The sequence below is a fragment of the Mesorhizobium sp. M0052 genome, from assembly GCF_040323255.1.
GTDB lineage: Bacteria > Pseudomonadota > Alphaproteobacteria > Rhizobiales > Rhizobiaceae > Mesorhizobium.
Genome location: NZ_JAMYUS010000006.1, coordinates 114,636 through 127,619, shown reverse-complemented (window position 1 = coordinate 127,619; position 12,984 = coordinate 114,636). Strand labels below are relative to the sequence as shown.

Sequence of the window (12,984 nt, the reverse complement as noted above, 5' to 3'; positions counted from 1 at the left end):
CGCTGCCCGTGATATCGAACGCATGCGCAATTGTTAGAATCGGACCATCAGGGAGACACGAGCCGCATCATGAATTTGCAGAGCATGACCGGATTTGCACGCACTGTTGCCGAACATGACGGCGCCTCGATCGCCTGGGAGGTCAAGTCGGTCAACGGCAAGAGCGTCGAGGTCAGGTTGCGGCTGCCGCAAGGTTTCGAGCGGCTCGAACCGACTGTGCGGCAGACGCTGCAGAAGCGCTTTTCGCGTGGCAATTTCCAGGCGACGCTGGCCGTCGGCCGCGCCGCCGGCCAGCAGGCGCAGCCAGTGGTCAACGAAGCCTTCCTCAGGGATCTGGCGGGCTTGGCCAAGCGGCTGCAGGACCAGTTCGGTGTTGGTCCGGCAACTGCCGACGGTCTGCTTTCCCTGCGCGGCGTGCTCGATATCCCTGAAACCAGCGAAACCGAGGAGGTGCGGGCAGCACTCGACGCGTCAATCCTGTCGGCGCTGGAAACGGCGCTTACAGGCCTCGAGCAGGCACGCCAGAGCGAGGGCGAAGCGCTGCGTTCGCTGCTTTCCGGCCATATCGACGCCATCGAGGCGTTGACGCTTCAAGCCGAGGCCGACCCGTCGCGCGAGCCGGCGGCAATCCGCGAGCGGATCGCCGAACAGGTGCGGCTGCTGATGGATGCGTCGGCCAATCTCGATGCCGGCCGGCTGCACATGGAAGCGGCGTTCCTGGCTACCAAGGCCGATATCCGTGAAGAGATCGACCGGCTGAAGACGCATGTGGCGTCGGGCAGAGCGCTGCTGGCAAATGGCGGCGCTATCGGCCGCAAGCTCGATTTTCTGGCGCAGGAATTCAACCGCGAATCGAATACGCTGTGTTCCAAGTCGAACGCCGCCACTGTCACCGCCATCGGGCTGGAACTGAAGGCGGTGGTCGACCAGTTTCGCGAACAGGTCCAGAATCTGGAGTAAACCCGAATGGGTGGCAAGGAGCCGATGGTTGCCAGGGATCTCGGATCCCGCATTCGCCGCCGCGGGCTGATGCTGGTCCTGTCGTCGCCGTCGGGCGCCGGCAAGTCGACGATCGCGCGCAACCTGCTGGAAAGCGACGGCAGCCTGGAATTATCGGTCTCGGTCACCACCAGGCCACGCCGCGGCTCGGAGATCGAGGGCGTCCACTATCACTTCCGCACCACGCGCGAGTTCGAGCGGCTGCGCGATTCCGACGCGTTGCTCGAATGGGCCGAGGTGCACGGCAATTGCTACGCGACGCCGCGCGAGCCGGCCGAACTGGCGCTGGCGCAGGGCCGTGACATGCTCTTCGACATCGACTGGCAAGGCGCCCAGCAGCTCAAGGAGAAGATGCGCGCCGACATCGTCTCGATCTTCATCCTGCCGCCGTCGATGAAGGAATTGAAGTCGCGCCTCAAGCGCCGCGCCGAGGACCAGGAGCACGTGATCGAGACCAGGCTGAAGAACGCCCGCAACGAGATCGAGCACTGGAAGGAATATGACTTTGTCATCGTCAACGACGATCTCGACCGCGCCTTCGCCGAAGTGCGTGGCATCGTGACGGCGGAAAGGCTGCGGCGCGACCGCCGGCCCGGGCTGTTCGATTTCGTCTCGGGGTTGCTGGACGAGAAGACGGAATAGCTCGTCCACCGCTGGCAATCTAAATTAGCCGCATCAGCTGCCTGGCAGATCGTCCGGCCAACGCTGCGCTCCGTGAAGCACGCGCAGGATTCGAATCGTGCTGTTGGTCAGCTGATAGGCCGCGACATATGGCGTGCCGACGATGACGATCTCTCGTGTCCCTGCAAGCCTGCCGATCCGGCCGCTTTGGGGAAGGTCCCGAAGACGGTTGATTGCGGCGACGATCCGCTCATCGGTGGCGATCGCGGCCGCAGGATTGTCGGCCTCGATATGCGCGAAGATGCCGTCGCGATCTGAAGCGCGAATGGCGACCAGACGATCTTCAAGATTTAGGTTCACCCGAACGCCGCGCCGCGGCGCGTCTCTCGGCAAAATGCGCCTCGACTTGATCATCAGGAATGTCTTGTCGGGTGTCGTCGAGCGCTTCGCGAACCTTGGCGCGAAACCATAAATCATACGCCTCGTTGTTTGTGACGAGATCGATGGGCAGCGCACCCTCGTTGGCGGTTCGGGTGAGCAATATCCGCACCGCATCCGAGACCGTCAGCCCCATGCTTTCGAGCACCGCCGAAGCTCGATCCCGGATGTCGGCGTCGATACGCGTCTGGACCAGTGCATTTGCTGGCATGGCAATCTCCTTCGCCGTCAATGTAATGCGTTTGAATGACGATTGCTAGGCGGCGCTAGCGCCGCCGGTCAAACCGCGTTTGTCAGCCGCACGAATTCCTCGACGCTGAGCGTCTCCGCACGCCGGGTCGGATCGATGCCGGCGCGCGTCAGCAGTGCCTCGCCACCCAGGCTCTTCACGCTCTGCCGCAGCATTTTCCGGCGCTGGCCGAAAGCGGCTTCGGTGACGCGACCGAGTTTTTTCACGTCGGTTGACAAAGGGCTGGCGCGCGGCACCAGATGCACCACCGAGGACGTTACCTTGGGTGGCGGCGTGAACGCTTGCGGCGGCACGTCGAAGGCGATCCTCGCCTCGGTCCGCCAGCCCGCCAGCACGCCGAGCCGGCCATAAGCATCGCTGCCGGCACCGGCGACAATGCGCTCGGCCACCTCGCGCTGGAACATCAGCGTCATCGATTGATAGAAGGGTGGCCAGTCCGCCACGGTCAGCCAACGGATCAACAGCTCGGTGCCGATATTGTAGGGCAGGTTGGCGGCAATCCTCACCGGGCCGTCTTGTGACGCGGTCTTGGCAAGAGCGGCAAAATCCGTCTTCAGCGCATCGCCGCTGATCACCTCGAGCCGGCCCGGATAGTGGTTGGAGACCTCGGCCAAGGCCGCCAGGCAGCGTTCGTCGCGCTCGATGGCGACGACGCGGCCGGCACCGGCAGAGAGCAGCGCCCTGGTCAGCCCGCCGGGGCCGGGGCCGACCTCGATCACCGTGCTGTCGCTGAGGTCGCCGGCGACCCGCGCGATCTTGCCGGTCAAATTGAGGTCGAGCAGGAAATTCTGGCCAAGCGCCTTCTTTGCCTGCAGTCCATGGCGCTCGATCACCTCGCGCAGCGGCGGCAGCCCGTCAATGCTCATGAATTTTGGGCTCATGATTTGGGCTCATGATTTTGGGCTCATGCAGCTGCGGGCTTTGCGCCGGTATCGGCCAGCCGGCGGGCCAGCTTCAGCGCCGCGATCAGGCTGTCGGGACGTGCGATGCCCTTGCCGGCGATGTCGAAGGCTGTGCCGTGATCGGGCGAGGTGCGGATGAACGGCAGGCCAAGCGTGACGTTGACGGCCTCGTCGAAGGCCAGCGCCTTGGCCGGGATCAACGCCTGGTCATGATACATGCAGACCGCCACGTCGTAGCCGGCGCGAGCGCGCGCATGAAACATCGTATCGGCCGGCAGCGGTCCGAAGGCATCGATGCCTTGCGCCCGCAACATGTCGACCGCAGGACGAATGATGCGCTCGTCCTCTGTCCCCATGGCGCCGCTTTCGCCGGCATGCGGATTGAGGCCGGCAAGCGCGAGCCTCGGCCTGGCGATGCCGAAACGGCGTGCAAGATCGCCGGCGGTGATGCGCGCGATGGCAACGATCAGCTCCGTCGTCAGCGTCTTCGGCACCTCGGCCAGCGCGATGTGGATGGTGACCGGAACGGTGCGCAATTCGGGGCCGGCGAGCAGCATCACCGGCGTCACCGTGCCGCCGGTGTGGAGCGAGGCCAGATGCGCCAGATATTCGGTGTGACCGGGAAAGCCGAAGCCGGCATCGTAAAGCGGCTTCTTCGCGATCGGACAGGTGACGACCGCGGCCGCGTGACCGGCAAGGCAGTCGGCGACGGCGCGATCGATGGCCTCGATGATGCCGGCGGCATTGGCCGGGTCGGGCCGGCCGGGATCGTCGGTGAAGTGGGCCGCCAGCGGCACCACGGGCAAGGCGTGTTGAAAGACACCAGCTGCTTGGGCCGGCACCGTCTCGGCGATTGCCACCGCCGCGCCGAGCCGGCGCGCCCGCGCGGCAATCAGCGCCGGATCGGCGAGAAGATAGAAGGGCGCGGCACCGGAACCGCGGGCGCTCTGCCACGCGGCAATGGCGATTTCCGGACCGACGCCGGATGGATCGCCGACGCTCAGCGCCAGCGGAAGCTCTGTCTCACGCACGGCTGGGCCGGTTCAGCGCGTAACGATCTTGGCTTTCGCCTTCAGCTCTTCGACATATTTGGCCGAGAGCTCGTCGGCGTTCTTGTCGCCGCTGCCTTCGCTCTGGAACACCATCTGGGCCGCCTTGTCGTCGGAAACCTCGCGCGACGAGCAGATGCCGATGAATTCAATGCCGCGATCGGTCTCGCGCACGGCCGTGGCGCCGCCCAGCTTGGTGGCCTTGATCTGCTCGGCCCAGTCCGGCGGCAGTTGCGGCGCCAGCAATCGGGGGAGGTCGCGAACGGTGACGTCGATCAGGCCCTTGGCGAATTCACGCGTGGTGTTGCAGCCATTGAAGCGGGCGCGCATGGCTTCGGCCTCGCGCTTGCGTTTGGCGAGTGTGGCACTGCGCTCGGCCTTCGGCACCACGAAGATCACCTGCTGCAGCATGTACTCGGTGGCGCTTGGCTTGGCGCCGCCTTTTTCGAGCATGCGCTTGACCAGATCCTGTTCGCTCACCTGCCCGCCGCCGCCGCTGTAGCGTGCGCTCAGCGCCTGGTTCCACGCCATCTGGGAGCGGATGAATTCCTTGAAATGCTCCTTGGTCACGCCGGACTGCGCCATGACACCGTCGAGCTGCTTGAGCTGCATCTTGTTGCTCGAGGCAAAGCGCTGATAGGCAGCCTCTACCTGGGCGTCGGAGATGCGGATGCCGAGACGCCTGGCCTCCGCCATACGCAGCGTCTGGTCGATCATTTCCTGACCCGCGTCACCCTTCTTGCGCTGCAGTTTCAGGAAGGCAGCCCGGTGCGCGATGTCGCCGGTGGTGATCGGCATGTTGTTGACGACATACTTGATTTCACTGGCGAAGGCCGGCGGTACCATCATGGTGACAGAGACCGAGGTCGCCGCCAACAGGAGCGCGAATCCTGCCGAAAACAGGTATTTCCTCATCGAAAGCATCCCAATTCTAGCCCGGTTTTGGCCGATTCCAGCCCAATATTGGCGAAATCCGTGCCCGCTTTATGCGGCAAAACGATGTCGTCAGCCGGCTCTACTGGATGGAGTCGATCGAGCTTTGGGACGAGCCGAAATCGCCGAGCGTGCGGAACGACAGGTTGAAGCCGACATTCTGCGACACTTCCTTGGTGTTGATGTCGCGTGATTCCGAGTACGTCATCAGGTAGGTGAAGCAGGAATCATTGTAGGCAAAGCCGACGCCGTCCTTGACCAGCACGCTTTGTTGCAGGTCATAGGTGCCGGTGCCGAAGACGCGCCAGTTTTCGGCCAGGTGTGTCGAGGCGCCGAGCGTGACTTCGTGGCGGTCGGTGGTGAAACCATAGAGCGGCTGCGCCTGGATGAAGGCGTATTTGGCGCTCAGCGAAACCGGCAGCCCGGAATAGGCGGCCTTCACCTCGGCACGGCGAACTTCGAAGGTCTGCTCGTCGAAGCGGCCGCTGAGCGAACCGGAGAAGCCGCTCGGGCTGCTGAAGCCGACAAGGCCGACATAGTCGGAGGTCGAAGTCTCCAAGCCGGAATCGGCGCCCGCATTGACCAGATCCGGTGAATCGAACGAGTTGCGCCCGCCCAACTGGTAGGATTGGCCGAAGATCGCGTTGGTGCCCCAGCCATTGTCGTAGGCGCCGGAATAGCGGAACCCGACATTGGCGCGGCTGCCGCCTTCGACGCGGTCGTAGCCGGAGAACTTGTCGCGCTCGAACAGCGTCGTGGCGTCGAAGACGAAGCTCTGTGCATCCTCGTTGGGAACGGCGAGCCCGCCGACATACTGCTCGTTCGGGCGCATGAAGACCTGCGCCATCGGCTCGACGATATGGCTGGAGCCGGCCATCGAAAACAGCACCGGCCAGCGCATCTCAAGGCCGGCGGTCGCCATGTAACGGGCGAAGGAAGACCGCATGTCGTCGGCGGCACCGACATTCGTTGCCATCTGGTTTACCGCAGTCAGCGAAGCCGAAGAAGCGTTGAGATAGTCGACGTCGCCCTGCAGAGCCAGAAGGGGCGTCAACTGCAATCCGCCGTCCGTGGTGAAGGTACGCTTCCATTCGGCTTCGGCGGTGAGGCGACCGGATTCGCCCTCGATGCCGCGCACGCGCTGGACGCCTGAGCCCGGCACATAGGGGGTAAAATAGGCCTGATCGAGATCGTCGCGGCGAATGACTCGTGCATTGACGTTGAACGACAGCTGGCCGCCGGCCACCGACATGTCGGGGATGTAGGCATAGTCGAGCGACGGCAACACCCAGGGCTGCTTGTCGCTGCGCGATGCGACGTTGCCGTCCGGTGTGTTTTCCTGAACCTGGAAGCGCATGGCGCGCACGTCGAAATAATTGCGGTCGTTTAGGCCGGTCAGGTAGACCGACGATTGATGCACGGCGTCGTTGTAGCCTTCGATCGTGTAGGTACGCGAAAAATTCTTGTCGGTCTGAAGCAGGATATCCCAGCCGAAGTCCCAGCGCGGATTGATGGCGAACTGGCCTTTGGTGCCCATCATGCCGCGGAATTTGTTCGGATCGCCTGCTGGCCCCGAATTGACATTGTAGCCGCCGGGGAAAGCCGCGAAATCACGGAAAGCGCCAGGGTCCTGCTGGTTGATTCCGGCAAGCTTCAGCGTGTATTGGCCATTGTTGAAGCGCTGGCGCCACTCGGCCTCGCCGAGGAAACCCTGCTTGGTGTAGCCGCTGCCGGTAACGGTGAGGTCGTAGGTCGGCGACAAAGCGAAGTAGTAGGGGACTTTGACGCCGACGCCGAGACGATTGTTGTAGCCGATGCTGGGGATCAGGAAGCCACTTTTGCGCTTGACCGTCGGGTCGGCGATCTCGAACGCCGGCAGATAAGCCAGCGGGAAACCGAAGAATTCGAAATTCGCATTCTCGAAGCGAACCGTCTTCTTTTCGCCGTTCCAGATGATCTTCCTGGCTTTGATCCGCCAGGTCGGCGCCTTGTCCGGCTTGTCTTCGCAAGGCTCGCAGGCCGTATAGACGCCGTTGTGGAACGTTGTCAGCACCCCGCCCATGCGCTCGGCGCTTTCGGCGGCGAAATAGGCTTTTTCGGGCGTTTCGACGCGCAGCGCATTGACGAAACCGTCAGCGAAATCGTCGGTAATATCGATATGCTGCGAGTTGATCTTGGTGCCGTCGCTGTTGACGATCTCGACATTGCCGCTGGCAACCAGCCGCTTGGTGTTTCGATCATAGACGACGCGCTGGGCGACGAGCTTGTTGCCGCCATAGTCGATCTGGACGCCGCCGATGGCGGTGACCGTCTGGTTGTCGTTGTTATAGACGAGCGTGTCGGCCGCCAGCAGCATCTGGGAGCCGGAGGGAACCTTCGTTGCCACGTCGGTGACGTCCTGCGCCAGCGCAGGGGCCGTCAGCACGCCACAGGCGAGCAGGCATGCCAAGGCGCTCGCCGAATAGAGGCGCGCCAAACCGGCCTGCCTATGGCTGCGCAAAGCCGCCTCCCTCACTAGCCGTCTTCCTTGTATAGCAGGAATGTCACCCCAAAGAACATAGCCACGACAACCGGAACCCATGCAGCCACGGCTGTGGGCACGAATCCCGCCACGCCGAATGCCTTGACCAATACCGAAACGACATAAAGCAGAAAGCCGGCGAGGACGCCACCCAGAATCATCGTTGCCGACTGCCCCATCCTCGCAAATCGCATTGAAACTGTTGCCGCAATCAGCGTCATGGCCACAAGCAGGAACGGTAACGCCACCAGCGAATCGAACTGCATGGCGAAGGCATTTGCCTTGAGGCCGAAGGAGCGGGCAACCTCAATCTTGCCGGGAAGGTCGTAAAACGGGATGGTTTCGGGGCGCGCCAGCCGTTCCTGCACGAATTCCGGCTTGAGGTTGGTCGGCAACTGGTCGGTCGTTTCGGAACGGATGTTGCCGTCCTTGAACACCTTGACGTCCTGCAATTCCCAGTAGCCGTCGCGCAGAAAGGCCCGCGCGGCGTCCTTGCGCTCGACGATGTTGCCCTGCGGATCGAGGACGAAGAACACGGTGTCGGCCATTTCCAGGCCCTGGTTCAGGATGGCGCGGGCGCCGATGATGGTGTCGCCGGAGTTGGTTTTCTGGCGGATCCACGGCGTGGCATCGGCCGCCACCGCGTTCGAATTGCCGGATCGCAGCTGGTTTTCCATCTGCTCCGACCATGAGAAGCCATGCGCGGCGATCGGATTGAGCACGCCGACCGACAATATGCCGAATAACAGCGCACCGATGCAGCAGGGCAACAGAAACTGCCAGGCCGACACTCCGGCCGAGCGCGCAATCACCAGCTCGTATTTGCGGTTGAGCGAGACCAGCGTCGCCATCGCCGAGAACAGGCCGACGAACGGCACCGTCTGCAGCATGATCATTGGCATCCTCAGCGCCGAGATCGCGACCGCCGTGCCGTAGGTGAAGCCCGGCAGGCCGGTGATGCGGCCGGACAGCTCGGTGAAGTCGATCAGGAACACCAGCGCCAGAAGGCCGATGAAGAACCAGATCGTGATCGACACGTAGCGAAAGAAGAAGTAGCGGCCCAGGGTCCAGCCCATCGTCAGGCTCCCTGGCCGGATGTGTAGCGCCGATTGAGGCGCAGCTTGAGCGCCGTCCAGCCATGGCTGACGCGGCCGGCGAAATTCGTCATCCAGTCGGCCCAGCTGCCGGGCAGTTCCATGCTTCGCGAGGTGACGATGAACCAGATGGCGACCGCCGAGGCGATGACCGGCACGCCATAGACCATATAGGCGTATTGCGGGATCTTGTCGGCCTTGCCGGCGGCAAAGAAGCCCAGCCAGCGCACGAACAGCGCAATGGCGATGGCTGTGATCAGCGGGTGGATGCGCGCCTCGCGGTGTGAGCGCGCATCGCCTGCCACGGCCAGCGCGATCAGCGCGAACACCAGCGAATAAGACCATTCGGAAAAGCGCTGGTCGAGCTCGGCCTTGTAGGCGCCGGGCCTGCGCTGGAAGATCTTGTCGTTCGGATCCGGGTTGAGCAGGTATTGCGTCGTTCGGTCCTTGGGCAGGAGCATGATATCGTTCGCCGCCGACATGAAGGCGGAAAGGTCGAAGGCGTAGGACGTGAAGCGGATGACCGACAGGTCGCCGGTCAGCGTCTTGCGATGAATGACGCCGTCATTCATCATCAGCACCTTCTCGTCACCCTTTTCGACGACGCTGCCGCTCTTGGCATAATAGATCAGATTGGCGCCTTCCTCGCGCGAATCGGCCACGAAGATGCCGCCGAGCCGGTTGTCCGGCAGCCGCTCGCCTATCTGCAGGAACAGCCCGTCGTCGATCTTGCGGAACGTGCCTTCCTGGATGATCAGCGACAAGAGATCGGCGCGCGAGGATGCTATCAGCTGGCGGTTCTTCTGCCTGGCATAGGGTTCGACGCCATTGTCGACCGCGAAGGAAAAGACGCTGGCCGCCAGCGCGATCAGCAGGACCGGCCGCACAATCGTCCAGCGCGAGGCGCCGGCGGCGTTGATGACGGCCAATTCCGAATCGGAGTTCATGACGCTGAGCGTCTGGGCCACCGCCACCACCAGGGCGAATGGCACCACGATCGGGATGATGGTGGGGATGATGAGGCCCGCGACCTCGAAAAAAGTCAGCGCCGATTGGCCACTGTCGGTGACCAGGTCGATGCGGGCAAGCACCTGCGTCGTCCAGACAATGGCCAGCGTCCAGATCAGCGCAGCGAGAAACACCGCCAACGCGCGACGCATGATGTAGCGTTCAACGACCTTCATGTAAGGCTTTTCTCGATTTGCCGAACGGCATCATGCCCGCCGACAAGGTAGTCGTCCGGCTGCGGCTGTACAACTGGGTGCGTTTGGCCATTTCTTTCAGGCGGTTCGATCCGATTCTCCGTCCCACATCGCCCGTCCCGCAGGCCGGAGTGTCGGCGGCAATGGATAAGAAAGGGAGAACATCGATGGTTAACAACAGGTTGCGGCAGGAAAGCGGGGCCGTGCCGCGACGAATCGTTATCGATTCCGCTGCGCATATGAGCCCTGATTCCGGCAAAGTCTTGCCAAATCAAGGAAAACGACCAAATGTCGCGCATCTTCCCTGAGAATGCATTTTTCCTGAAAATCTGAGCCGTTTCCCGAAAGCAGGACCTGATGACTTTGAGACCATTGATCGCCTTCGCCAAATTTGCCGCACCCAAAAAGGGCAGCATCTTCGTGCTGGCGGCCGACGATGGTGGCCTTGGCGAACCGGCAAAGGCCTGCGACCCCTCAGGAACACTGGCGCGGGCGTTTCCGGTGGCGGAGTTTTCCGGAAAATTCGCCGGTGTCGTCGAAGTGCTGGCGCCGCAGGGAACATCGCTCGACCGACTGGTGGCGGTCGGCGCCGGCAAGGTCGCCGGCCTCGATGACTTTGCCTGGCTGAAGCTTGGCGGCACCATCGCCGCGTCCCTGCGCAAGGCAGCGGAGGTGGCCGTCATCCTCGATGTGCCGGGCGCAAAGATTGGCGGCAGGCAAGCGGCGAACCTTGCCGCTGGCATCATTCTGCGCAGCTACTCCTTCGACAAATACAAGACCAGGAAAGACAAGGACGATGCCGAGCCGAAGAAACCGGTCAAGGTGACCATCCACACCGCCGATCCTGCCGCGGCGAAAAAGGCCTTCGCCGACGAGGTTGCGGTCATCGACGGCGTGCTTCTGGCGCGCGACCTTGTCAACGAACCGGCCAATACGCTCGGCCCGATCGAATTCGCCGCCCGCGCCAAGGAACTGGAAGCGCTCGGCGTCGAGGTCGAGATCCTCACCGAGAAGGAAATGAAGAAGCTCGGCATGGGCTCGCTCCTCGGTGTCGCGCAAGGCTCGCCACGCGGCGCCCGGATGGCTGTCATGCAATGGAAGGGCGGCAAGGCCAAGGACGCACCGGTCGCCTTCGTCGGCAAGGGCGTCACCTTCGACACCGGCGGCAATTCGATGAAACCGGCTTCCGGCATGGAGGACATGAAGGGCGACATGGGCGGCGCCGCGGCCGTCATCGGGCTCATTCAGGCGCTAGCCGCGCGCAAGGCCAAGGCCAATGTCGTCGGCATCGTCGGGCTGGTGGAAAATGCCGTCGACGGCCATGCCCAGCGCCCCGGCGACATCGTCACCTCGATGTCGGGTCAGACCATCGAGGTGCTCAACACCGATGCCGAAGGACGCCTCGTTCTGGCCGACGCGCTGTGGTATTGCAACGACCGCTTCCAGCCGAAATTCATGGTCAATCTGGCGACGCTGACCGGCGCCATCATGGTCGCGCTCGGCCAGCATTATGCCGGCCTGTTCTCCAACAATGACGAACTTTCGGACAGGTTGACGGCGGCCGGCAAGGCGAGTCAGGAGCGGCTGTGGCGCATGCCGCTTGGGCCCGAATACGACAAGCTGATCGATTCCAAGAACGCCGACATGAAGAACATCGGCGGCCGCTATGGCGGCGCCATCATCGCCGCGCAGTTCCTGCAGCGCTTCGTCAAGGAAACGCCGTGGGCGCATCTCGACATCGCCGGCACCGCGATGGGCTCGCCGCCGAGCGAGATCAACCAGTCCTGGGGCTCGGGTTTCGGCGTCAGGCTGCTCGACCGGCTGGTCCGCGACAATTACGAGGGATAAGGCAGGGAATGGCCGATGTCCTGTTCTACCACCTGACCGAATCGACGCTGGAGGATGCTCTGCCGGGCCTGCTCGAGCGCAGCATCGATCGCGGCTGGCGAGCCGTGGTGCAGACCGGCACCGAAGAGCGGCGCGACGCGCTCGACCAGCATCTGTGGACGTTCAGGGACGATTCGTTCCTCCCGCACGCGACCGACCGTGAAGCCCATCCGGCCGAACAGCCAATCCTTCTCACCACAAGCGACGCCAACCCTAACCAGGCGCAGATACGCTTCCTCGTCGATGGCGCCGCACCCGCGGATCTCGCCGGCTATGAACGCGCCGTGTTCCTTTTCGACGGCCATGACGCGGCCCAGGTCGAAGGGGCGCGGACGCATTGGAAGGTGTTGAAAGAAGCGGGCCACGCTGTCACCTACTGGCAGCAGACGCCCGACCGTCGCTGGGAGCGCAAGGCGTAAGTCGCGTTATCGGTCGCTGATCGTAACCTTGTTTATCTTCGCGCCCTGCGGGAGATCTTTCACCTGCCGATGGATTTGGCCGGCGATATGCACCTTCACAACGAAAAACGTCGTTTCCATCTCTCGCAGACTCATTTCGCCGCCAAGCACCGGCGGCTTCTTGAAATCATAGCATTGGCCGGCTGCCGGAATCAGTCCGTTCTTTCGGGCGGCAACGACAAGGCCCGCCAGCAGCAACTCGTCGCGGCGCGCTTCATTCTGCAAGTCGGCCTGAAATTCCGCCCAATGACCCGCAATTCTGGTCAATTTCCCGTCGAGCATATCGAGATGACGAACCGACCCGTCGCCGGCACGGAAAAATATGTCGCCGAAAGCTGACACCGCAGCTGGTTCAAGGCCATCCAGTCCGATCCACTTCCAGCCGTCCAACGCTTCCGCGACTTCGTTCGCAGGTGGTTCGATAAAGAGGAACTGATAGTCATGGGGCCATTCGGCTCTGATCAAGCCCCCTGTATTGGCTCTGTTGGCCTCGGCTTTTCCTTCCTGTCTGGCGTCGGACGCGCCAAAAATTGAAGAAATAAAGCGGAAAAAAGATCTGGCCATAATCGCCCCCGTACGGGTCTTTATACTTGCGAGAGATTCTAGCCGCAATCCACTGAAGGCTCCATA

13 protein-coding genes and 1 pseudogene are annotated in these 12,984 nt (G+C 62.7%); 5 read left to right on the top strand and 9 right to left on the bottom strand.

Translation table 11 applies throughout. The annotated features are described in order from the left end of the window. Positions 1 to 69: 69 nt before the first annotated feature. Together NKJ77_RS09850 and gmk are read left to right on the top strand one after the other, a co-directional pair. Complete coding sequence (locus NKJ77_RS09850) at positions 70 to 960, top strand: YicC/YloC family endoribonuclease (RefSeq protein WP_352535059.1); 891 nt, start codon at positions 70 to 72, stop codon at positions 958 to 960. A gap of 6 nt (positions 961 to 966) precedes the next feature. After that, positions 967 to 1,641, top strand: coding sequence for a guanylate kinase (gene gmk / locus NKJ77_RS09845; protein WP_023672729.1), 675 nt, complete (start codon positions 967 to 969; stop codon positions 1,639 to 1,641). A gap of 33 nt (positions 1,642 to 1,674) precedes the next feature. Here gmk and NKJ77_RS09840 read toward each other — a convergent pair. The 8 genes and pseudogenes from NKJ77_RS09840 to lptF form a co-directional block, all read right to left on the bottom strand. Next, positions 1,675 to 1,967: pseudogene (locus tag NKJ77_RS09840) on the bottom strand (type II toxin-antitoxin system RelE/ParE family toxin). Further along, positions 1,964 to 2,269: a type II toxin-antitoxin system RelB/DinJ family antitoxin gene (locus tag NKJ77_RS09835; RefSeq protein WP_023672731.1), complete on the bottom strand. Its 306-nt coding sequence runs from the start codon at positions 2,267 to 2,269 to the stop codon at positions 1,964 to 1,966. The pseudogene NKJ77_RS09840 and the gene NKJ77_RS09835 overlap by 4 nt, the downstream one beginning before the upstream one ends. 68 nt (positions 2,270 to 2,337) lie before the next feature. Further along, positions 2,338 to 3,174, bottom strand: coding sequence for a 16S rRNA (adenine(1518)-N(6)/adenine(1519)-N(6))-dimethyltransferase RsmA (gene rsmA / locus NKJ77_RS09830; RefSeq protein ID WP_023814939.1), 837 nt, complete (start codon positions 3,172 to 3,174; stop codon positions 2,338 to 2,340). A gap of 38 nt (positions 3,175 to 3,212) precedes the next feature. Next, complete coding sequence (pdxA, locus tag NKJ77_RS09825) at positions 3,213 to 4,241, bottom strand: 4-hydroxythreonine-4-phosphate dehydrogenase PdxA (protein ID WP_031195193.1); 1,029 nt, start codon at positions 4,239 to 4,241, stop codon at positions 3,213 to 3,215. A gap of 12 nt (positions 4,242 to 4,253) precedes the next feature. Beyond that, complete coding sequence (locus NKJ77_RS09820) at positions 4,254 to 5,183, bottom strand: peptidylprolyl isomerase (protein WP_023738609.1); 930 nt, start codon at positions 5,181 to 5,183, stop codon at positions 4,254 to 4,256. Positions 5,184 to 5,274: 91 nt separating this feature from the next. Next, positions 5,275 to 7,707, bottom strand: coding sequence for an LPS-assembly protein LptD (locus tag NKJ77_RS09815; protein ID WP_023711931.1), 2,433 nt, complete (start codon positions 7,705 to 7,707; stop codon positions 5,275 to 5,277). Next, entirely contained in the window at positions 7,707 to 8,789 is a 1,083-nt protein-coding gene (lptG, locus tag NKJ77_RS09810; RefSeq protein ID WP_023695591.1) for an LPS export ABC transporter permease LptG, read from the bottom strand. Before lptG ends, NKJ77_RS09815 begins: the two co-directional genes overlap by 1 nt. 2 nt (positions 8,790 to 8,791) lie before the next feature. Beyond that, positions 8,792 to 9,991 carry an LPS export ABC transporter permease LptF gene (gene lptF, locus NKJ77_RS09805; protein WP_023733864.1) on the bottom strand — a complete coding sequence of 400 codons (1,200 nt, stop codon included), beginning with the start codon at positions 9,989 to 9,991 and terminating at the stop codon, positions 8,792 to 8,794. A 32-nt stretch (positions 9,992 to 10,023) separates the two neighbouring features. Between lptF and NKJ77_RS09800 the strand changes: the two genes are divergently transcribed. From NKJ77_RS09800 to NKJ77_RS09790, 3 genes are read left to right on the top strand one after another with little or no spacing between them, the layout of a single operon-like run. Beyond that, positions 10,024 to 10,317, top strand: a complete 294-nt coding sequence (locus NKJ77_RS09800) for a hypothetical protein (RefSeq protein ID WP_155923279.1) — start codon at positions 10,024 to 10,026, stop codon at positions 10,315 to 10,317. A 49-nt stretch (positions 10,318 to 10,366) separates the two neighbouring features. Beyond that, entirely contained in the window at positions 10,367 to 11,857 is a 1,491-nt protein-coding gene (locus tag NKJ77_RS09795) for a leucyl aminopeptidase (protein WP_023831137.1), read from the top strand. A gap of 8 nt (positions 11,858 to 11,865) precedes the next feature. Further along, on the top strand, positions 11,866 to 12,315 hold the full coding sequence (locus NKJ77_RS09790) for a DNA polymerase III subunit chi (RefSeq protein WP_023831136.1): 450 nt from the start codon (positions 11,866 to 11,868) through the stop codon (positions 12,313 to 12,315). A 6-nt stretch (positions 12,316 to 12,321) separates the two neighbouring features. Here NKJ77_RS09790 and NKJ77_RS09785 read toward each other — a convergent pair whose 3' ends face one another. Then, positions 12,322 to 12,918 carry a T6SS immunity protein Tdi1 domain-containing protein gene (locus tag NKJ77_RS09785; RefSeq protein WP_023685696.1) on the bottom strand — a complete coding sequence of 199 codons (597 nt, stop codon included), beginning with the start codon at positions 12,916 to 12,918 and terminating at the stop codon, positions 12,322 to 12,324. Between the last annotated feature and the right edge of the window lie 66 nt (positions 12,919 to 12,984).